The organism is Nocardia sp. NPDC003999 (assembly GCF_053604885.1).
In genome coordinates this window covers 199,219-219,887 of record NZ_JBSGIB010000009.1, presented here as the reverse complement: position 1 = coordinate 219,887, position 20,669 = coordinate 199,219, and the positions used below count along the sequence as shown (strand labels likewise).

Genomic DNA, 20,669 nt, shown 5'->3' with positions numbered 1-20,669 from the left:
CTGGCCTATTCTTGCCACTCCGCCAAAGACTTCCCATATCTGGGAATCGGCGTTCGTTCCCGGACGCAGACGAGTCCACCCGTTCGGCAACCAGTGAAGTGATCACGGAACAGGTGGACTCGCGGGAACCTACTGCGGACGAACTGCGGACGGAGGACCCTTGGTTAGCGCTCCGCCACAGGTCAGAAGCCCGGAAGGGCTTACACGTCGAAGTACAGCTCGAACTCGTACGGGTGCGGCCGCAGGTTCACCGGGGCGATCTCGCCCTCGCGCTTGAGGGTGATCCAGGTCTCGATCAGGTCCTCGGTGAAGACGTTGCCTTCGGTGAGGTAGTCGTGGTCCTGCTCGAGGCGGTCGATGACCGACGAGAGGCTGGTGGGGGCCTGCGGGATGTTCTTGGCCTCCTCCGGCGGGAGCTCGTAGAGGTCCTTGTCGACCGGGGCCAGCGGCTCGATCTTCTTCTTGATGCCGTCCAGGCCGGCCATCATCATGGCGGCGAAGGCCAGGTACGGGTTGCCCGAGGAGTCCGGCGCGCGGAACTCGAGGCGCTTGGCCTTCGGGTTGTTGCCGGTGACCGGGATGCGGACCGCGGCGGAGCGGTTGCGCTGCGAGTACACCAGGTTGATCGGGGCCTCGTAGCCGGGGACCAGGCGGTGGTAGGAGTTCACCGTCGGGTTGGTGAACGCCAGCAGCGACGGCGCGTGGTGCAGGATGCCGCCGATGTAGTGGCGGGCCAGGTCGGACAGGCCGCCGTAGCCGGCCTCGTCGTGGAACAGCGGCTTGCCGTCCTTCCACAGCGACTGGTGCACGTGCATGCCCGAGCCGTTGTCACCGAAGAGCGGCTTCGGCATGAAGGTGACGGTCTTGCCTTCCTGCCACGCGGTGTTCTTGACGATGTACTTGAACAGCTGCAGGTCGTCGGCCGCGGCGAGCAGGGTGTTGAACTTGTAGTTGATCTCGGCCTGACCGGCGGTGCCGACCTCGTGGTGGCCGCGCTCCAGCTCGAAGCCGGAGTTCTGCAGGTTGGTCGAGATCTTGTCGCGCAGGTCGACGTAGTGGTCGTAGGGCGCGACCGGGAAGTAGCCGCCCTTGTTGCGGACCTTGTAGCCGCGGTTGCGGGTGCCGTCCGGGTTGAACTCCGCGCCGGTGTTCCAGGAACCCGAGACCGACTCGATCTCGTAGAAGGCGCCGTTCATGGCCGAGTCGTAGCGGATCGAGTCGAAGATGTAGAACTCCGCCTCGGGGCCGAAGTACGCGGTGTCGGCGATGCCGGTGGAACGCAGGTACTCCTCCGCCTTGCGCGCGACGTTACGCGGGTCGCGGCTGTAGGCCTCCCGGGTGAACGGGTCGTGCACGAAGAAGTTGAGGTTCAGCGTCTTGGCGGCGCGGAACGGGTCGACACGCGCGGTGGAGAAGTCAGGCAGCAGCAGCATGTCCGACTCGTCGATGGACTGGAACCCACGGACTGAGGAGCCGTCGAACGCTAGCCCTTCTTCGGCGAGGTCGGTGGTGAAGGCCTTCCCGGGGATCGAGAAGTGCTGCTGCACACCGGGCAGGTCGCTGAACCGGATGTCGACGTACTCGATGTCCTCGTCAGCGATGAATTTGATGACCTCGTCGGCCGTGCTGAACGTCACTTGTTCTCCTTACGGATCGGTTCCCAGCCAGTGTCGCTTGCATGGGTTCGTCGCGACCAGACGCTATGGATGCCGTGTTTCCCGGCAGTCAAGGATTTGTTTCGCCGGTGTTACACGTGCGTCCGGCAGCGTGGTACTGACCACCATGACTCGAAATGCATGGTAGTCCTGCCCGCGCCGCGGTGCGCGGGGAGGCTGAACTCCGCTTATGCGGTACCGGGCGCCGGTCCGGGCGCGCCTATTCTGGGGTGCATGGCACGCATCACCGGCTCCTGGCTCTCCGGACCTCCTGCCGACTCCGGTGGCCCGGCAACCACCGAGTTCCCCGGGGCGCAACTCGGCCTGCCGAAGGCCGGAGCGGGCTCGCTGGCCGGTATGGGCCGCCGCATCGCCGCCCTGTTCGTGGACTGGCTGATCGCCCTCGGCATCGCGGCGCTGATCACGCGCAGCGGTTCGGCGTCGAGCTTGACGCTGCTGATCTGGTTCGTCATCGGCGTCGGCGCCGTCACGCTCTTCGGGTTCACGCCGGGGCAGTATTTCCTGCGGCTGCGTACGGTGCGCATCGACGCGGCTGCGCCGGTCGGCTTCGTCCGGGCGCTGGCCAGGCAGGTACTGCTGGTGTTCGTGGTGCCCGCGCTGTTCACCGACGCCGACGGGCGCGGCATGCACGACCGCGCGACCGGAACGGCGCTGGTGCGTTCACGCTGATCTTCCGACCCGCGCGGTGACGACCGGAAAGGCCCGCGCCCCGGGCGGGGCGGCGGGCCTTTCGAGCGAGCAGGTCAGCGGCGGCGGATGGTGCGCTGCACGCCGCGCATCTTGGCGCCCGCGGGCATCGGCCCCTTCGGCAGGGCGGGCCCGCTGCGCGCACTGAGGGCGGCCAGCCTGCCTTCGATGAGGTCCATCCGCTTGGTGTCGATGTTGCGCGGCAGCTTGGTGAGGTAACGCTGCAGGTCCTTGAGCGGAATCTGACCTTCGTCGTTGCCGATGACGACGTCGTAGATCGGGGTGTCGCCGATCAGCCGAGCCGTGCGCTTCTTCTCCTGGGCGAGCAGCGACTTGACCCGTTGCGGTGAGCCCTCGGCGACCAGCACCACGCCGGGCAGGCCGATCACCCGGTGCACCGCGTCCAACTGCGTGGTGGCGGCGATGCCGTTGCTCACCCGCCATTTGCCCTGGAGGTTGTCCAGCACCCAGGCCGCGGCGCCCGCCTGCCCCTCGGCCTTGCGGTAGACGCTCTTCTGCACCCGCCTGCCGAAGATGATGAACGCCACCAGCGCGCCGAGCACCACGCCAAGCGGGATCAGGAACCAGGTCAGCCCGAAGATCAGGCCGATGACGGCGAAGACGGCGGTGATGCCGACCAGGGCGCCGATCATCAGCGGCAGCAGCAGCTTGTCTTCCTTGCGCTGCATCTGGAACGCCTGCCACAACTGCTTGCGGCGTTCTCTCGACTGCTGCTTGCGGGCCGCCTTCGCCGCGGCCTTCGCTTCCTTGGTGGGCTTACCTGCTGCCATGACACTCAGGATAGTGCCCAGGTAGTCGCGGCTTCGCCGTGGGACAGCGGCCCGACCGGGCGCTACCCGCGGCGCGCGATCGATCCGAGCACGGTGAGATCCAGGTCACCCGAGGCCTCGGTCCAGCCCATCGCGCGCAACTCGACCGGCGCCGCCACACCCAGGGCGTCGCGCAGGCCGACGGCGACCGAGCGCGCGAACTCGAGCAAGCTGCTCGGCGCGATGGGCCAGAAGAGGATCCTTGTCCAGTTGTCCGCGTCGTGCCGATCCGCGGGCTCGTGCCAGCCCAGTGCGCGCAACTCCTGTGCGGCGGTCTCCGGGATCGGGTCGCTCAGGTAATTGTTCCCGGCCAGTTCGGCGGACAATTTGATGTCGTATTGGACAAATTGGACATAGCGATTTCCGGGGGCGGCGATGATCAGGGTTGCCCGCGAGGGCAGCTCCGAGAGGCAGTGCGCCAGCGATTGCACGAACCGTTCCCAGTCCGCTGTCGCCGGCTCGCTCATTCTTCCCCCGGGTATTCGCACTGGCCTGATCATACGCCGACCCGGCCGGGACACCAGACGAAACTCGTTGCGACGTTGCGTAGTTCGTTCGGGCTATAGCCGTTTGCCATATCCCATATCGGCTCTCGGCCGAGCACCAGCCGGACCTGCGGCGTCTCCACCGGCGACACCGAGTCGGGCCGGTGCGGCGCGCACGGACCAGGCAGCGGAAACCCCGGAGCGCAATTGAGGTTTTCGTTTCCGCCCCGGCGTTTTCCGCCGACGCAGGAATGGGTCCGGCGGAATGCTTTCGATGGGAGACCGTAGCGTTCGGGTTCGCGCTTGGAATCGCGCTATGGATTTCGTCTCGGCGGCATGGAGTCCGGCGTGGGACGAGTAGGAGCGGTATCGGGTGGGAACCCAGTACCTGTTCACCTCGACCACGGGCCGAGTCGTCGCATGCCCGGGTTCCGGAAAACGCATAGGCGCCCCTGCTGGTGCGAGCGTTCCGTCGCCTTCGATCTGCCGGTGCGGCCCGCCTGGACGGACATCTGGTGATCGGCGGTACGCATCTTTCAGCCGAGTGCACCGCGCTGTTCAGCTGACGGCCACCGGGCGGTGTTAGCTTCCCCGACGTGTGTGCGCGGTTGGTGGTGAGCGTCCATGACGTCGCACCGGCGAGTGCGGCGGAGACGGAGCGCTGGTGCGCCGATGCCGATCGGTTCGGAATTCCCGTGTCGTTGTTGGTGATACCGGGGCCGTGGCGGGGCAGGCGGTTGGCCGACGAACCCGATTACGCGGCGTTCTTGCGGGAGCGCAGGCAGGCCGGTGACGACGTCTTGGTGCACGGGTGGTCGCACCGGGCGGGGCCCGAGGGTGATCGGCCGCGCCGCGCGGTAGCGCATGCGGTGGCGCGCGGCGCGGCCGAGTTCGCCGCCATCGATGTCGGCACGGCCACCGTGAAACTGCGCGCCGCCACCGAAGTGATGATCGAAGCCGGTCTGCCGACTACCGGTTTCACGCCGCCGGGCTGGCTCGCCTCGCCCGGCGCGAAACAGGCGTTGCGCGCGGCGGGTTTCACCTACACCACCTCCCACTTCGGCGCCGAGCAATTGCGCACCGGACGCCGGTTCCACGGGTTCGCGCTCTCGCACCGGCCGGGCGGCGGCTGGTCCGAGCGGTTCGGCGCGGCGCTGCTGGAGACGGCGGCGCGCCGCACGGCCGAACGCGGCGGGCTGGTCCGTCTGGCGCTGCATCCCGACGATCTGAGCAGACCGGGCCTGCGCGACACCACGTTGCGCGCCATCGACGCGGTGCTGCGCACCGGCGCGCACGCGATCACCTATCGCCAGCTGGTCGGATCGGCGGTCGACTAGTGCGGATCGTGCAGATCGCCAACTTCTACACTCCCGCCTCCGGCGGTTTGCGCACGTGCCTCGACGAAATCGGACGCGGCTATTCGGCGGCGGGGCACGACCGGGTCCTCGTCGTGCCCGGTCCGCGCGACGCCGACGAGCACACCGCGTCCGGGCATCGGATCACCGTGCGCAGCCCCAAGTTCGGCGATGCCGGCTATCACGTGCTCACCGCCCGGCGCACCCGTGCCGTGCTCGATCGGCTGGCCCCGGACGTGCTCGAGTGCAGCGACAAACTCAGCGTCCGCTGGCTGGCGCCGTGGGCGCGCGGGGCGGGCGTTCCGCTGGTGTTGTTCTCCCACGAACGTATCGACGCCATCCTGCGCTCGCGGGTGCCGCGCGGCTTCCCGCTCACCGCCGCGGCCGACCTGGCCAACCGGCGGCTTTGGGTGCGCGCCGAGAAGGTCGTGGTCACTTCGCGTTTCGCCACCGCCGAGTTCGCCCGGGTCGGCGCGCGCAACGTGCGCAGGATCCCGCTCGGCGTCGACCTCACGACCTTTCGCCCGTCGACCGAGAACCGGCGCGACGACCGCTCCGACGATCCGGTGCGGCTGGTCCTGGTGAGCAGGTTGTCCCGGGAGAAACGAGCCGAACGCGCCATCCAGGCGGTCCGCGTCCTGGTCGAATCCGGTGTGCGCTGCGTGCTGTCGGTCATCGGGGACGGCCCGCTGCGTTCTCGCCTGGAGCAGCTGGCGGCAGGGCTTCCGGTCGTCTTCCACGGCCATCTCACCGACCGGACCGCGATGGCCGCCCTGGTCGCCGCGGCCGACGTCGCAGTGTTTCCCTCCCCTGCCGAGACTTTCGGCCTCGCCGTGCTGGAGGCGCTCGCCTGCGGGACTCCGGTCGTCGTTCCCGCGGCGGGCGCGGCTCGCGAACTCGTCGGCGACCCCGGCTCCGGCCTCGTCTGCGACGGGACTCCGCGCGGCCTCGCCGACGGCGTGCGTGAACTGCTCGCCCTGCCCGCGGCCCAGCGTCGTCGCGCGGCCCGTGCCGCGGCGGAACGCTTTCCGTGGTCGGCGACGGTGCAGAGCATGCTCGCGCTCTACGCCGATTACGAGACTCCGGCCCGCTCGGCCTGAGGAACAACCCCGGCGTTTATCACTATCGCGTTGATCCAACCGCTGAAGTCGCCCACCCGGGGCGTCGACCTGCGTGCCGCCGATTCCGCGCAGGACTCCCGGCGTCGACGAGCCGGGCAAAGGCACGTGCGCTGGCCTCGATGGGGCAAGTGCGGGTCACCGCGCCTCGGCGTGCGAATGCCGCTCACGGCGAATGATTCGCCGTTTCCAACCGCGCAGGATGCCCAGCGACCGCTATCGCGCCGGATGCTCGCATCGGCCCGGTGGTTCGCCCCGCTCGTGCCCGTCGGATCCCCTTCCTCCGGTCAGCGCGCCCCCGCATTGCGCCGGAGTTCACCCGGCCTTCGCCCGTACCGCCGGGCGGGTCGCTTCCGCCGACATCTCCCGCTCGTCGTGCAGCGTCGGCGAATTCGCCAGCAGTGCGACACCGACGATCACCGCGGTGGCCGCGCAGGCAAGCAGCGTCGGGCGCGGGTGGATCGTCGCCGTGAACAGCGTGAGACCGGCCAGGTAGCTCAGCACCGGGTCGGTGATCGTCATCGCGGTCAGCGCCGTGGGCAGTGACCCGCGTGCGTACGCCTCCTGGGTCAGGATGCCGCCGAGGACGGTGGACACCGGAATGCCCAGCAGTGCCCAGCTCGGGTCCGGCAGCGTCCTCGTCGCCACCACGACGAGGACCGCCGTAGTGGCGAAACAGCAGCCCGCCGCCACCGCCACCAGCGCGGACCGCACCTGGGTGGAGCGGACCGTCCTGGACAGACCGAACAACACGACGACCGTGCCGAACACCCCCGCGCACGCCCCCGGGAGCAGCTGCGTGCGCACCGCCGAATGCTCGGGAATCCCCGGCCCGACGAGCAGCATCAGCCCCGCGCACACCGCCGACGTCCCCGCCCAGTCTCTGGCGAGCAGCGCGCGACCACGCCGCAATGCCGCGAACGGCAGCGCGAACAACAACTGCACGACCAGCAGCGCCTGCACCACCGCGATGGCGCCGAAGCGCAGCGCGACGGCGTGCACGACGAATCCGGCCACGTTCGCGCCCTGTCCGGCCAGCCAGCGGCGGTCGGTGATCAGACGACGAGCGATCGCGGCGATCACCAGGAATCGTCCCTGCCCGGACGCGGTGGCCGCCTGCCTGGCAGCGCCTTGTTGCAGGAACGCCGACACCGCGAACAGGAACGCGGCCGACAACGCCAAACCGACCGTCCCTACCGAGTCGACGGACCCGAAACCGCGCTCCGGCATGGCCTCGATGCTGACCGGTCCGGATGAACACCGGATGGCGTTCGCCCGGCTACTGGACGACCACCCCGGTTCCGGGGGCTGGACGGCCGTCCGGGCAGACTCGATAGTCCTATGGTGATCGAACGAGCCGTCCTGTCTCGTGCCCTGTGCGGCCTGTTGTTGCTGTTGGCCGCGTTCACCCCGATGCGAGCGGCCGCCGAACCGCTGGCGGTGCCCTATCAGTGGAAGCAAGCGTTCATCGACGGCACGGACGGCACCCGGCTGCACGCGGACGTCCTGCGCCCGGCCGGTGTCTCCGACGACACCCGCACACCCGTCATCCTGACCGTCAGTCCGTATCGCGCGCACCTGGCCTATCTGAGCGAGCCGCGCCTGACCGGCGGCCCGTCCACCGACAACCTCACCGCCGACCTCTTCATGAACGCGGGCTACACCTACGTCATCGTCGACCTGCGTGGGTTCGGCGGCTCCGACGGTTGCCCGGACTTCGGCGGGCCGGGGGAACGAGCCGACGTCGCCACGGCCGTGGAGTGGGCGGCGAGCCAGCCGTGGTCCACCGGCAGGGTCGGGCTGTTCGGCACGTCGTACGAAGCCTGGACCGGCCTGATGGGCCTGGCCGCCGCCCCGAAGGGCCTCGCGGCGGTGGGCGCGTTCGAGCCGGTCGTCGACCCGTACTCCTACCTGTACATGCAGGGCGTCTCGTGGAAGTTCTCCGGCAAACCGATCACCGAGAGCGGCGTGCGTCCCGCCGACTTCGCGGGACTCGAGCACCTGCTGATCGCCTCGACGCCACCGCGTCCGGAAGACTCCGGCGAATACCAGGCGAACGCGACGCAGTTGCCGTGGCAGTGCTACCAGCAGTACCTGACCCAGATCGGCGACCACGATCCCGACACCGCCTTCTGGCGCGATCGCGACCTCGTCGCGCGGCTGCGAGGCGCCACGATTCCGCTGTTCCTCGGTCAAGGCTTCGTCGACTACAACACCCGTGCCTACCGTGTGTTCGATCTGTGGAACGGCCTCGGGCCCGGCGAGCACCGCGCCTGGTTCGGCCAGTGGGGACACCGCACCTGCCACGACAAATGCGGCACGCCCCACTTCGACACCGAGTTGCTCGCGTTCTTCGACCAGCACGTCGCCGCCCGCGACGTGCGGGTGCCCGGCCCGCCGATCACCGTCGGCCAGTTCGACGGCCGCTGGCGCGCGGAGAGCGCCTGGCCGCCCGCCGACGCCCGGCGGGTTCCGGTCGAGCTGCGGACCGGCGATTACACCGATCGCGGGTTGATTCCCGGACCCGATCGCGAGATCTGGTCGGTCTCCGCGCCGCTTACCGGCGAGCAGCATCTGTCCGGCATTCCCACCGCCATCCTCCGGCTCAGCGGCCCGCCGAACGCGACGGTCGCGGTCGAGCTCTACGACATCGCGCCCGACCTGCGCGCGACCGTCATCACCCGAGGGATTGCCCCGGTCCGCGACACCGCCGAGGTCAGGCTGCTCGCGCAGGACTGGCCGATCGCCGCGGGCCACCGGATCGGCGTGCGGATCACCGACGTGGTCGACGACGTGTGGTCGCACTCCCCCGCCCTCGCCGCGGTCACGGTGGCCTCCGCGAGCATCGAGTTGCCCTTGTTGACGGCGACGCGCCGCCCCGATCTGCCGGGCGAGCTCACCGAAGGCATCGTGAAGTGGCGAAACGAGAAGACCATCGCCCTCGACCCGAGCATGTTGAACAATGCAACGGTGTCCATGAATCTGCTCGACCGCACCGGTGACCGATGACGGAGCCGGTCGACGACGTGACCGCCGAACGCCTCGCCACCGCGCTGCGGTGCGTGACGGTGTCCACCGACGACCCGCGCGACACCGACAGCGCGGCGTTCGACCGCCTCGACGCGCACCTGCGGACGTCGTTCCCCCGGGTGCACGCCGAACTCGAACTGCGGAAGTTCGCGCACAGCAGGCTCTACCGCTGGCCGGGCGCCGACCAGGACCGGGTGGCCGCGATCCTGCTCGCGCATCAGGACGTGGTCCCGGTGGACGACGCCAAGCGCTGGACGCACCCGCCGTTCGCGGGAGTGGTGGACGACGAGTTCATCTGGGGCCGCGGGGCGATCGACGACAAGAGCCGCGTGCTCGCCATCCTGGAGGCGGCCGAATCGGCGCTCGCCGCGGGCCTGCGCCCCCGGCACACCGTGTACCTGGCTTTCGGGCATGACGAGGAGGTCTTCGGCGGCGAGGGCGCCGAGCGCATGGCCGAGCATCTGCGGCAGGCGGGCGTGCGCGCCGAGCTGCTGCTCGACGAGGGCGGGGTGATCACCGCTGGCGTCGTCGAGGGCGTGCGGCAGCCGGTGGCGACGATCATGCTCGGCGAGAAGGGCTACGCGACGGTTCGGTTGTCGGTCACCGAGGTCGGCGGGCACTCGTCCATGCCGGGCAGGCAGACGGCGGTCGGCCGGATCGCGCGGGCGGTGGGCCGCATCCAGGACCATCCGATGCCGCTGCGCCTGACCCCGGTGATCGCGGACATGCTGACCAGGGTGCGCGAGGTCATGCCCGCGCCGCGGCGACTGCTGCTGGGCCTGGCGAATCTCGCCGCACCGGTGGTCACCCGGGTGATGGCGGCCCAGCCGCAGACCGAAGCGATGGTGCGCACCACCACGGCGCCGACGGTGATCCGCGGCGGAGTGCGGGCGAACGTGTTGCCCCAGCGGGCCGAGGCCATGGTGAACTTCCGCATCCTGCCCGGCGACACCGTCGCCTCGGTGCTGGCGCACTGCCGGAAAGTCGTGCGCGACAAGGGGATTCGATTCGATCTGGTAGGCATGTCGTCGGAGCCGTCGCGGATAACGCGGCCCGGCCCCGCATTCGATCTGATCGCCGATCTCGCCCGCGCCGTCGTCCCCGGCATCGCGGTGACCACCGGCATCGTTCCCGGCGCCACCGACTCCAGGCACTACGACGACCTGGCGGGCACCCGGTGCAATTTCGCCCCGATCGTGCTGGACGAGCGCGACCTGGCCTCGATCCACGGAACCGACGAGCGCATCTCGCGAGTCAACTACGCTCGACTCATCGAGTTCAACCGGCGGCTGATCGAGCATTTCGCTACGGTCGGCGCGCCATCGACGTCAGGAGCGCAGGGATGACGACCGAGCCGACGGCGGGCGACACCGCGTCCACCGAGCAGCCCGCGATCCGCACCGAGTCCGGCGAGTTCGACGGTGTCGGCAGCGGAGTCGCCTGGCGGGCGTGGCTGCCGGAGGGCGCGGCGCGGGGCGTGATCGTCCTGGTGCACGGCGTGGCGGAGCATTCCGGCCGCTATGCCCATGTGGGACAGCGTCTGGTCGCCGCCGGTTTCGCGGTCTACGCGCTCGATCACATCGGGCACGGGAAGTCCGCGGGCAGCAAGGCCAACATCGGCTCCATGGCGGGCGCCGCGGACAACGTCGCCGCCATGCTGGACATCGCGACCCGAGAGCAGCCCGGCGTGCCGCGCTTCCTGGTCGCGCACTCGATGGGCAGCCTGATCACCCTGTATCTGGCCACCCGCGCGCCGATCGACGTGGCGGGCATCGTGTTGTCCGCCCCGCCGCTGGACATCCCGGTGGGCAATCCGGTGCAGCGCATGCTCGCACCGGTGTTGAGCAGGCTCACCCCGAATCTGGGTGTGCTGAAACTGGATTCGTCGCAGATCAGCCGGGACCCGGCGGTCGTCACGGCCTACGACAACGATCCGCTGGTCTATCGCGGCATGCTGCCCGCGCGCACCGGCGCCGAGATGCTGAGCGCGACGAATACGGTCAAGCAGCGGTTGGCGAAGGTCACCGTGCCGCTGCTGGTGCTGCACGGCACCGCCGACGCGATCGCCGCGCCGTCCAGCTCCGATCTCATCGAGCGGGGCGCCGGGTCGGAGGACCTCACGGTGATCCGCTACGAGGGCCTCTACCACGAGGTGTTCAACGAGCCCGAGCAGCAGAAGGTGCTCGACGACGTCGTCGGCTGGCTGGAAGCGCACCTTACCGAACAGTAGTATTTCTCCATGAGTACTACCGGATCCATCGCGTTCATCCGCGCCAGCTGGCACAGCTCGATCGTCGAGAAGGCGTACGAGGGCTTCCGCGCCGAATACGCCGACCTCGGTTTCGATCCCGCGGGCATCGACGTCTACGAGGTGCCGGGCGCCTTCGAGATCCCGCTGCACGCCAAGCGCCTGGCGCATTCCGGCCGGTACGCCGCGATCGTCGCGTCCGCGCTGGTGGTGGACGGCGGCATCTACCGGCACGATTTCGTGGCCTCGGCGGTGATCGACGGGCTGATGCGGGTCCAGCTGGACACGGACGTGCCGGTGTTCTCGGTCGTGCTCACCCCGCACCACTTCCACGAGCACAGCGAGCACGTCACGTACTTCACCGAGCATTTCCTCACCAAGGGCGCCGAGGCGGCCCGCGCACTGGCGGGCACGCTCAGCTCGCTGCGATCGCTGCCGGTGTAGCGACTACCGGAACTTGGCCAGGCAGGCGCTCTCACCGTCCAGGACGCCGGTCCGGAACGCTTCGAGCCGCTGGTAGCCGCTCGGCACTACCTTTCCGTTCACGTCGGCGGCCGCCGCACCGTCGGCGAGCAGGCCGGAGACCGCTTCGTCCAGATCACCCGCGGACAGGTGCGGGTCGCTGCCCGGCTCGCTCAACTTGGTGGTCACCACGCCGCTGAGGCATGCGGTGCGCAGGCCCGCCGTCTCCGCGCCGGTCAGCGACAGCTTGCGATCCTGTTGCAGCGCGAGCACATAGCGCGAGACGAAGACGACGAACGCGTTGTAGTCGCCGTCCACGACCGCCGACAGCGGGTCGCCGTCGGTCATCGTTCCGCCGCGGCGGGCCAGAGCGGGCACGTCCGTGCCGATCCGGTTCGCGCTCGGGCAGTACGACACCGGCCGGGTGACGGTGCCGTCCGAGCAACCGCGGCCGACCCCGGAGTAGTCGAACTGCGGCGTCCGCGTGACCGGGAAGATCTTGGTCAGCGCCTGGCTCAGGCTGGTCAGCGCGGCGGCGTCCACCGGAAGTTGCGCCTGCTCCTCCCCGGGCTCGAAGGTGGTGGGGAGATTGCCGCGGCGCTGGGCGATCTCCTTCCTGGTGATCTTCTTGCACCCGTCGGCGCCGTCGGTGTAACCGATCTGCACCGCCGTCACCCGCTCGAAGGCCGAGCCGTGCACGTTGTCCGGATCGTTGGGGTCCCGGTCGCGCACCGCCACCGTGGCGCCGAGCACGGCGTTGAGGCCGTCGGTGGTGTTGAGCGTGAAGTGCGCCGAATTCCCTTCGGCCACATGGCGCAGGAATACACCGCCGAGGCAGTCCGCCTGCTGTTCCTGCACGAGCGGCGGGGTCAGCAGGCCCGCGAGTCTGGCCTGCCCTTGGATGGCGTGCCCGTACTCATGGGCGAGCACCATCACCACCGCCATCTCGCCGTACTTCTGCACCAGTTTCGGCAGCAGGACACCCCGGTCCCAGCCGATGGTGTGGTCACCGCCGCAGTAGGCCGCGTTCACCACCTGGTAGGTGTCGGACTTACAGAACTTGACCGACTGCGTTCTGGGCGCCTTGGCGTCCCAGGAGATGAACCTGGTCACCGGCTTGAACGTGCCGGGGAAGTGCGCGGGGTACTCCTTGGTCCAGAAGTCCTGCACGTCGGCGATCGTATTGAGGGCGAGCTTGTCGATGGCGCCGCCATCGCCGTTCTCCGCCGTGAGCGGCGCGTCCGGCACACCCTTGCGGGGACCGTTCGGGCCCGAAGCCGTCATCGACCCGGCCAGTTCCCAGGTGTCGGCGGGCGGCGAGACCTGCCGTGCGGCACGGTCGTTCGTGCCCTGCGCGCATCCGGCCGACACCAGCGCCACCACCGCGAGCACGGCCACACCGAATCGCCTGTACTTCCTCATCGAACTCGCCTCCCCGAGTACCGCGTCTCGGGCTCGCCGAGCGCTCACATCGTAATCGCCGCGAGCGCGCTGCGCGCATCACAGCGCCACGATCGTCTCCGGATCGGCAAGGCGCGCAGCACTTTCACGCCTGGTCAGGCGCGCAGCAGGGAATCCGGTGCGGTCGATGATGGGAGCGGCCTCAGCGCGACAATCGAAGATCACCAGAAGCCGACCGGGGCGCATCGCGACCCTGCTGGCGGCGAAGTTCGATGTGGCGGCCGTCGCGCGGGGTCTGTGCGCGCCCGACAGTGTGGGGTCACTGAAGGTGGATGTGGGAGAGCAGCGCTCGATGATCGGAGCCGGGGACCGAGAGGGTGCGCACCTCTTCGGCGGTGGCGTCGGCGAGCAGGATGTGGTCGATGCCGATCACCGGTCCCCACGCGCGGTCGGCGGGGAAGGTGGGCAGCAAGCCTGCGCCTGCCTGGTCGGCCGCCGAGGCGAAGCTTCCGCGTAGCAGGTCGCGGAAGGCGGTGTGGTCACGGGTCGCGTTGAAATCCGCGCCCACGATGGCCGGGCCCCGTTGCGCGTCGAGGATTTCCCTGGTCTTGCGCATCTCCGTCTGCCACGCGGGAAAATCGAACGGCGGCGGGACCGGATGGAACGCGAAGACGGTGATCGGTCCCCGTTCGGGGTGATCCATCGTCGCGGAGATGTTGTTGAGGATGTATCCGTCGTATTTCTTGGTGTCGCGCAGCGGATATCGGCTGTAGATGCCGGTGCCGCCACCGCCGTCGCGGGTGGGCTCGGTGTAGTAGTAGGGCAGTTCACCGACCAGGCCCGCGCCCGCCAACCGCTCCAGCGCGGCGTCGGTCAGTTCGTCCACGGTCAGCACGTCGACCCGGTCGTCCCGCACCGCGCGCACAACGGCGGCCGGGTCGGCGCCGCCGAACAGCAGATTCGACTGCATGACGGTCAGCTTCGGACCGTCGGCTGCCCGGCCCTGCGGCACGAACGCGGGCACCAGCGTCCACAGCGTCGCCGCCGCCAGCACCCCGGCGACAGCGGCGCTGCGCCATCCGTGCGCGATCAGCAAGAGCACCAGGCCGACGATCGCGCCGATCATGAAGTACGACGCCCCCGACGCGAGCAACACCAGCACTCGCCGCTGCCACGCCCCGAAGTGCAGCGCTATCCCGATGGCGCCTGCGGCTACTGCGCACCACCCCACACCGAACAATGCCCGGTCCATCCATCTACGCATGCGGTCGAGCCTAGGCAATGCCGGTGAAGCTGTTGATCTGGTGCAGCTCGAGACCGGCACATAGGAAACCCGGCCACTTCGATGCCTGGCGATGTCCCTCGCCCGGGCGACGCACCCCGCGACTTCGCTGTCGGAGAATCAGCCCAGGTGGGCCGACAGCAGCCAGGCCGGAACCGACTTGCGGCCGCCGGGCTCGTCGCGTATCCCTTCGAACCGGACAGGCGCGCCCTCGGGCAACTCCGCGGGCAAGTTGGCGTGAATTCGCGCCGGCCTGATCTCATCGATCGTCCAATACTTCGACACCGCCTCCCGAAGCTCATCGGCGGTGACCGGCGACGGCCCCGGCTGGGGCACTTCGGGCAGGCCCGCCCGGTCGAACACGAGCGCGAAGTAGGACGCACCCGGCGCGGCGGCGCGTGCGATCGCCTGCTGGTAACCATCCCGCGACTCGACCGGGATCGAATGGAACAGCGTGCTGTCGACGATGGTGCCGAAGCGGCCGTCGTAGCCGGTGAAAGAAGTGATGTCGGCGACCTCGAACGAAGCGCTCGTCAGGCCGCGCCGGGTTGCCTCGGCACGGGCCAGCTCGACCGCGGTCGGCGACAGATCCAATCCCACGATGGTGTAACCCCGCTCGGCCAGATACAGCGAGATCGCCGCCTCCCCGCAGCCGACGTCGAGCACGTCACCGTGGAATTTCCCTTCGTCGATCAGGGCGGCGAGTTCGGGTTGGGGTTCGCCGATACTCCACGGTGCTTTGACACCCGGACCGAACGGGCCGCCGGTGCCCCTATAGATGGCATCGAAATCGAAATCCTCTGGCGTCGTCATAGCAAACGAATATCAGTGCACCTGTCCGATGTCGGGGACCCTCGCCCACGACGCGCTCGATCCGCTCGACGGGCGGGATGACACCGGGGCTGGGCGAGATCTCCCGCACCGCTCGACACGTCACTGATCGAGACCGGACCGTGGGGCTGGGCGGCGGATCGTCGTCCATGACGAGGTCGGCCGGTCTACCCTTGGCCCAGAACTGATGGCGACGTGACGAGGGGGAGAAATGTACGTCGAGCAATTTCGCGCACAGGGACCGCTCACCGCCGAGATCGCGGAAGAGCTGGCATTCATTCCGGGCTCGTATCGTTCGTCCATCACGATCAGCGGCAACGGCCGCAGCGTGCACGCGCCCGTCCTGCCGGTGGCCTGGGACGTCCTGCGAATCCGCTCCGGCACCCAGGTCACCGTCACTACCGCGAACGGGCTCGGCGACGAAGACCGGCTCGCCTTGCGCCGGTTCGTCGATCGCTTCCAGATCTTGACCGGCGCCGCGAACACCCCACCGCAGGACGACCTGGCGTGCGGGAGTCCGTGACCCGGCCCGCGCAGTGGAGATCACCGCGCGGGCCTGGTGGTGATCCCACACCGAGCAGCGCCTCGTCCGGCCGGTGGTCGACTTGGGCGCCGCATGGAGACCGCGCGCAGGAACGTGGATCGGCCGATTCGCTCCCTGCCGAGATATAGCAGCACATTCGGCCGGGCGAACGAGCCGATGGCCACGGAACCGGCGCGCGACGCACACCGGTTCGGCGGACCGCAGCGTCAGTGGGCGTGCCGACTCATGGCCTCGGTCAGCGCGGCGGTGTCCGTGGTGAGCGATCCGCCGGTGAATTCGAGTGTGGCATGCGACCTTTCGGCCGCCGCCGGATGACCGGCGCCGCACGCGTCGGTGACGATGATCGGCAGATAACCCAGGTCCAGGCTGTGCCGAACCGTCGGCTCGATGCCCACCTCCATGGCGATGCCCGCCACGGCGTAGGTGTCGATGCCGCAGTCGCGCAGCGCGAAGTCCAGCGGGGTGGCCGCGAACGCCGACATGGTGATCTTGTCGAACACCACCTCGTCCGGACCCGGCGTCAACTCGGGCACCAAGTGGAATTGCGGCGAACCCTGCGGGAAGCTCGAACGCACGTCCGCCGGGTCGTCCACCCGCTGCCAGGACATCGCGGTGCGCAACTGGGCGACGCCCGACGCCGCCACCGGCAAGGACATGTGCCGGGTGTAGAACACCCGGAAACCCCCCGCCCGGGCGGCGTCGCGCAGCCGCACGCACGCGCGCACGATCTCCTCGCCGCCGGGAATCTGCCGCACGATGCCGACCTGCATGTCGTAGATGAGCAGCGCCATCCGCGCGGGATCGCAGGCCTCCGGCACGGTCTGCGGGATGCTCAGGCCGAAGGCGTGGCGCATGCTCACGCGGTCCGGTCGTAGGGCTCGGCGACGTCGACGGCGGGATCCATCAGCGCCTCCAGCGGCAACGGCGCCTGCACCGGGACGAACGTCCATTCCAGGTATCCGGCCTTGGTGAGCGGGAAGTCCGCGACGTACTTCCGCGCCTCCTCGACGCTGTCGACCTCGAATACGATCACCACGCCGGGCTCGTCGGCGCGGGCGTAGTTCTCGCGGACGATGCCCGCCTTCCACAGCCGCCACACGTTGGCGACCTCCTCGGGCAGGTACGGGTTGATCGTCTCCAGGGTGACGCCTGGCTTGAAGCGGTCGAAAACGATGACCTTCACGATGTTTCGCTCCATGATTGCGGTGGTCGATACCAACGGCATTCATGGAATCGCGATGATTACAGTGTTACAAGAACGCACTTTTCAGTGAGTACCCGGAGGACAGGTGCCCGACAAGCGCTACAACTGCGCCGTGGAGGTGACCGTCGACCTGATCGGCGGCAAGTGGAAGCCGGTGATCCTGGCCCACTTGAAGGAGGGTGTGCACCGTTACGGCGAGTTGCGCAGGCGGATGCCGACCACCAGCGAGAAGATGCTGGTTCAGCAGTTGCGCGAACTGGAGTCCGACGGCTTGGTCCGGCGCACCACCTTCGACACGGTGCCTCCGCAGGTCGAATACACCCTCACCGACGAGGGCCGCACACTCGTCCCGGTCCTCACCGCGCTCTACGACTGGGGCGAACAGCGCGCCGCCCGCGCGGGTCTGACCGTCGGTCCTTGAGCCCGGCCGCGGGCTCGATTTCGTCAGGCCGAAAGGGACGTGCGCACGGACAGGAACCTCACGCGCCGAAGACTCGTTCGACGACCGCTTTGGCGCGCCGGGTGACGCGCATGTAGTGGTCGAGGAATTCGCTGCCGTCGTCGTTGGGCCACCCCGCGACGCGGGCGACGGCGGAAAGCAGCCGCCCCGGACCCGGTAGCTGATCGCTGGGTTTGCCGCGTACCAGGACCAAGGCGTTGCGGGCATTGGTGGCGGTCAGCCACGCGTCACGCAGCAGCGCGACGTCCTGCGCGTCCAGCAGCTCGGTTCGCTCGATCACGTCCAGCGCCTCGAGTGTGGAGGTGTTGTGCAAGCCGGGCACCTCGTGGGCGTGCCGCAACTGCACCAGCTGAACCGTCCACTCGATGTCGGCTAGGCCCCCACGCCCCAGTTTGGTGTGCGTGGCCGGATCGGCGCCGCGGGGCAACCGCTCGGCGTCCACTCTGGCCTTGATCCGCCGGATCTCGCGCACCGCCTCGGCGGACACACCGCCCTCCGGGTACCGCACCTTGTCGATGACGTGCAGGAAACGCACCCCGAGTTCCTGGTCACCGGCCACTTGGTGCGCGCGCAGCAACGCCTGCACCTCCCAGGGTTGCGCCCACTGCTGGTAGTACGCCTCGTAGGCGGCCAACGTGCGCACCAGCGCGCCGTTGCGCCCCTCCGGGCGCAACCCGGCGTCCACGTGCAGCGGCGGGTCGGTGCTCGGCGCGCCGAGCAGCTGCTGCACCCGGTCGGCCACCCCGATCGCCCACTTCACCGCCTTGGTCTCGTCCTCGCCCGGCCGCGGGTCGCAGACGAACAGCACGTCCGCGTCCGAGCCGTACCCGAGCTCCATGCCACCGAGTCGGCCCATGCCGATCACCGCGATGTCGGCAGGCGCGGGCGCCCCCCGCTCCGCTTCGCCCGCCCGGATCACCGCACGCAACGACGCCTCGAGCACCGCCACCCACACCGACGACAACGCCCGGCACACCTGCGGCACTTCGAGCATGCCCAGCAGATCGGCCGACGCCACCCGCGCGAGTTCGTGCCTTCGCAGCGAACGGGCCGCGGCCACGGCGCGTTTCGGATCCTCGTAGCGCGCGGCGGCGGTGAGGATGCCGCGGGCCACCTCGTCGGGCTGCGGTCCGAGCAGCAGCGGGCCGCTCGGGCCGTCGGCGTACATCCGGATCGTCTCCGGCGCGTTGATCAGCAGATCGGGCAGGTACTCGGAGGAGCCGAGCACGATCATCAGCCGCTGGGCGATCGCCCCCTCGTCGCGTAGTTCGCGCAGGAACCAGATCTGGTCGGCGAGCCCCTCCGACACGCGGCGATAGGCCAGCAGGCCCGCGTCGGGATTCGGTGTCTCACCGAGCCATTCGAGCAGCGTCGGCAGCAGCAGGGCTTGGATGCGCCCTTTGCGGGACACGCCGCCGGTGAGGGCCTTCAGGTGGCCGAGGGCGTGTTCCGGCGCCGCGTAGCCGAGAGCGGCCAGCTGCCGGATGGCGGCTTCGGGGCTCAGGCGCAGCGCGTCGGGTTCCAGCCGCACCACCGAATCCAGCAGCGGCCGGTAGAACAGCTTGGCGTGCAAGCGCCGCACGCGCACCGCGTTCCGGCGGATCTCGCTGCCCAGCACACCCACCGCGTCCTGCCTGCCGTCGGGCCGGATGTGCGCCGCGCGGGCCAGCCAGCGCATGCCCTCCTCGTCGTCGTCGGCGGGCAGGGTGTGGGTGCGACGCAACCGCTGTAACTGGAGCCGGTGTTCCAGCAACCGCAGGAACTCGTAGGAAGCCGTGAGATTGGCCGCGTCGTCGCGACCGACGTAGCCGCCCGCGGCCAGCGCGGTCAGCGCCTCCACGGTGCCCTGCACGTGCAGCGTCTCGTCCACCCGCCCGTGCACCAATTGCAGGAGCTGCACGGCGAATTCGACGTCCCGGAGGCTGCCGCGCCCCAACTTGAGTTCGCGTTCGCGCAGGTCGGCGGGCACCAGATCCTCCACGCGGCGGCGCATCGCCTGCACGTCGGCGACGAAATCGGGACGCTCCGACGCCGACCACACCATCGGCATGAGCGCGGCTCGGTACTGCTCGCCGAGCGCGATGTCACCGGTCGCCGGACGATTCTTCAGCAGCGCCTGGAACTCCCAGGTGCGTGCCCAGCGCTTGTAGTAGGCGATGTGCGAATCCAGCGTCCGCACCAGCGCACCGGCCTTACCCTCCGGTCGCAGCGCCGCATCTACCTCGAAGAACGCCTGGCTCGCCACGCTCATCATCTCCGCGGCCAGACGCGTGGCGGTGGCGTCGGCGGGCTCGGCGACGAACACCACGTCGACGTCGCTGACATAGTTCAATTCGCGCGCGCCGCACTTGCCCATCGCGATCACGCCCAGCCGCACCGGCACCGGCTCGTCCTTGCAGACCCGCGCCACCGCCACCGCCAGCGCAGCGGTCAACGCGGCGTCGGCCAGGTCGGTGAGCTGCCTGCCGACCACCTGGTAGGGCAGCACGGGCTCGTTCTCCACCGTGGCCGCCAGATCCAGCGCGGCCAGCAGCATCAAGTGATCGCGGTACCGCTTGCGCAGCGACGCCGCCACTTCGGGGCCCGAGATCGCGGCGCGGAACAGCATCGGGGTCGCGTTCGGCCCCTCCTCCGGTGCCGCGTCGACCACGGCGAGCAGATCGGCGATCAGCTCGTCGCGTCCAGGTAACTCCTTGCGGCGCAAGCCTTCCCACGACTCCGGCGCCGCGACGAGATGATCGCCGAACGCGCTGGAGGAGCCGAGCAGCGCGAACAGCCTGCCCCGCAGCGACGTATCCGTACGGATGGCCGAATCGACCGCGTCCCAACCGTCCCCGATGCTCTCGCGCAATCGCATGAGCGTGCTCAACGCGAGGTCGGCGTCCGGCGCGCGGGACAGCGACCACAGCACGGGAATGCTCTCGACGTTGTCCCAGCCCAATTCGCGCAGCGACGCGGCGGCGGACGGCTCGAGCAATCCGAGCCGACCGACACCGGGGACAGCGGAGCGCGCAGAGGGGGGCCGGACCATGGTTCTCAAATTACCTGGCCGCGAT

19 protein-coding genes are annotated in these 20,669 nt (G+C 69.3%); 9 read left to right on the top strand and 10 right to left on the bottom strand.

Features of this window, described 5'->3' with window-relative positions:
• Positions 1-200: 200 nt before the first annotated feature.
• A complete protein-coding gene (glnA, locus tag ACWESM_RS20015) occupies positions 201-1,637 on the bottom strand; it encodes a type I glutamate--ammonia ligase (protein WP_355072839.1) in 1,437 nt (478 codons plus the stop codon).
• A gap of 252 nt (positions 1,638-1,889) precedes the next feature.
• Here glnA and ACWESM_RS20010 point away from each other — a divergent pair, with 252 nt between their 5' ends.
• Positions 1,890-2,345 carry an RDD family protein gene (locus ACWESM_RS20010; protein ID WP_364427805.1) on the top strand — a complete coding sequence of 152 codons (456 nt, stop codon included), beginning with the start codon at positions 1,890-1,892 and terminating at the stop codon, positions 2,343-2,345.
• Positions 2,346-2,419: 74 nt separating this feature from the next.
• Here ACWESM_RS20010 and ACWESM_RS20005 read toward each other — a convergent pair whose 3' ends face one another.
• Both ACWESM_RS20005 and ACWESM_RS20000 read right to left on the bottom strand, forming a co-directional pair.
• Positions 2,420-3,154 carry a DUF4191 domain-containing protein gene (locus ACWESM_RS20005; RefSeq protein WP_355072836.1) on the bottom strand — a complete coding sequence of 245 codons (735 nt, stop codon included), beginning with the start codon at positions 3,152-3,154 and terminating at the stop codon, positions 2,420-2,422.
• Between the two features lie 62 nt (positions 3,155-3,216).
• Positions 3,217-3,660, bottom strand: coding sequence for a TY-Chap domain-containing protein (locus ACWESM_RS20000; protein ID WP_364427802.1), 444 nt, complete (start codon positions 3,658-3,660; stop codon positions 3,217-3,219).
• A 614-nt stretch (positions 3,661-4,274) separates the two neighbouring features.
• Between ACWESM_RS20000 and ACWESM_RS19995 the strand changes: the two genes are divergently transcribed.
• Entirely contained in the window at positions 4,275-5,015 is a 741-nt protein-coding gene (locus tag ACWESM_RS19995; RefSeq protein WP_364427798.1) for a polysaccharide deacetylase family protein, read from the top strand.
• Positions 5,016-5,023: 8 nt separating this feature from the next.
• Complete coding sequence (locus ACWESM_RS19990; protein ID WP_356965094.1) at positions 5,024-6,133, top strand: glycosyltransferase; 1,110 nt, start codon at positions 5,024-5,026, stop codon at positions 6,131-6,133.
• Between the two features lie 333 nt (positions 6,134-6,466).
• Here the strand turns inward: ACWESM_RS19990 and ACWESM_RS19985 are convergent, their stop codons facing one another.
• On the bottom strand, positions 6,467-7,381 hold the full coding sequence (locus tag ACWESM_RS19985) for a DMT family transporter (protein WP_452493025.1): 915 nt from the start codon (positions 7,379-7,381) through the stop codon (positions 6,467-6,469).
• 111 nt (positions 7,382-7,492) lie between these two features.
• Here ACWESM_RS19985 and ACWESM_RS19980 point away from each other — a divergent pair, with 111 nt between their 5' ends.
• From ACWESM_RS19980 to ACWESM_RS19965, 4 genes are read left to right on the top strand one after another with little or no spacing between them, the layout of a single operon-like run.
• Positions 7,493-9,160 carry a CocE/NonD family hydrolase gene (locus ACWESM_RS19980; RefSeq protein WP_452493024.1) on the top strand — a complete coding sequence of 556 codons (1,668 nt, stop codon included), beginning with the start codon at positions 7,493-7,495 and terminating at the stop codon, positions 9,158-9,160.
• Positions 9,157-10,527, top strand: coding sequence for a M20/M25/M40 family metallo-hydrolase (locus ACWESM_RS19975; protein WP_452493022.1), 1,371 nt, complete (start codon positions 9,157-9,159; stop codon positions 10,525-10,527). The genes ACWESM_RS19980 and ACWESM_RS19975 overlap by 4 nt, the downstream gene beginning before the upstream one ends.
• Positions 10,524-11,411, top strand: a complete 888-nt coding sequence (locus tag ACWESM_RS19970; RefSeq protein WP_364427786.1) for an alpha/beta hydrolase — start codon at positions 10,524-10,526, stop codon at positions 11,409-11,411. Before ACWESM_RS19975 ends, ACWESM_RS19970 begins: the two co-directional genes overlap by 4 nt.
• 9 nt (positions 11,412-11,420) lie before the next feature.
• Complete coding sequence (locus ACWESM_RS19965; protein WP_364427783.1) at positions 11,421-11,873, top strand: 6,7-dimethyl-8-ribityllumazine synthase; 453 nt, start codon at positions 11,421-11,423, stop codon at positions 11,871-11,873.
• 3 nt (positions 11,874-11,876) lie between these two features.
• On the opposite strand, the gene ACWESM_RS19960 is transcribed toward ACWESM_RS19965, so the two are convergent.
• From ACWESM_RS19960 to ACWESM_RS19950, 3 genes are all read right to left on the bottom strand, one after another.
• Complete coding sequence (locus ACWESM_RS19960) at positions 11,877-13,313, bottom strand: neutral zinc metallopeptidase (RefSeq protein ID WP_356965087.1); 1,437 nt, start codon at positions 13,311-13,313, stop codon at positions 11,877-11,879.
• Between the two features lie 298 nt (positions 13,314-13,611).
• A complete protein-coding gene (locus tag ACWESM_RS19955) occupies positions 13,612-14,556 on the bottom strand; it encodes an endonuclease/exonuclease/phosphatase family protein (protein ID WP_452493019.1) in 945 nt (314 codons plus the stop codon).
• Positions 14,557-14,694: 138 nt separating this feature from the next.
• Entirely contained in the window at positions 14,695-15,387 is a 693-nt protein-coding gene (locus tag ACWESM_RS19950; RefSeq protein ID WP_364427773.1) for a class I SAM-dependent methyltransferase, read from the bottom strand.
• Between the two features lie 229 nt (positions 15,388-15,616).
• Here ACWESM_RS19950 and ACWESM_RS19945 point away from each other — a divergent pair, with 229 nt between their 5' ends.
• Positions 15,617-15,928: a hypothetical protein gene (locus ACWESM_RS19945; protein ID WP_397281551.1), complete on the top strand. Its 312-nt coding sequence runs from the start codon at positions 15,617-15,619 to the stop codon at positions 15,926-15,928.
• 227 nt (positions 15,929-16,155) lie between these two features.
• Here the strand turns inward: ACWESM_RS19945 and ACWESM_RS19940 are convergent, their stop codons facing one another.
• The gene (locus tag ACWESM_RS19940; protein WP_379253116.1) at positions 16,156-16,803 is read right to left on the bottom strand and encodes a cysteine hydrolase; all 648 of its coding nucleotides are present in this window, start codon (positions 16,801-16,803) and stop codon (positions 16,156-16,158) included.
• 2 nt (positions 16,804-16,805) lie between these two features.
• Positions 16,806-17,132 carry a YciI family protein gene (locus ACWESM_RS19935; protein ID WP_040865768.1) on the bottom strand — a complete coding sequence of 109 codons (327 nt, stop codon included), beginning with the start codon at positions 17,130-17,132 and terminating at the stop codon, positions 16,806-16,808.
• A gap of 106 nt (positions 17,133-17,238) precedes the next feature.
• On the opposite strand from ACWESM_RS19935, the gene ACWESM_RS19930 reads away from it, so the two are divergent.
• A complete protein-coding gene (locus ACWESM_RS19930; protein WP_355072814.1) occupies positions 17,239-17,574 on the top strand; it encodes a winged helix-turn-helix transcriptional regulator in 336 nt (111 codons plus the stop codon).
• Positions 17,575-17,632: 58 nt separating this feature from the next.
• Here the strand turns inward: ACWESM_RS19930 and ACWESM_RS19925 are convergent, their stop codons facing one another.
• Entirely contained in the window at positions 17,633-20,644 is a 3,012-nt protein-coding gene (locus ACWESM_RS19925; protein ID WP_356965079.1) for a bifunctional [glutamine synthetase] adenylyltransferase/[glutamine synthetase]-adenylyl-L-tyrosine phosphorylase, read from the bottom strand.
• Positions 20,645-20,669: the final 25 nt, after the last annotated feature.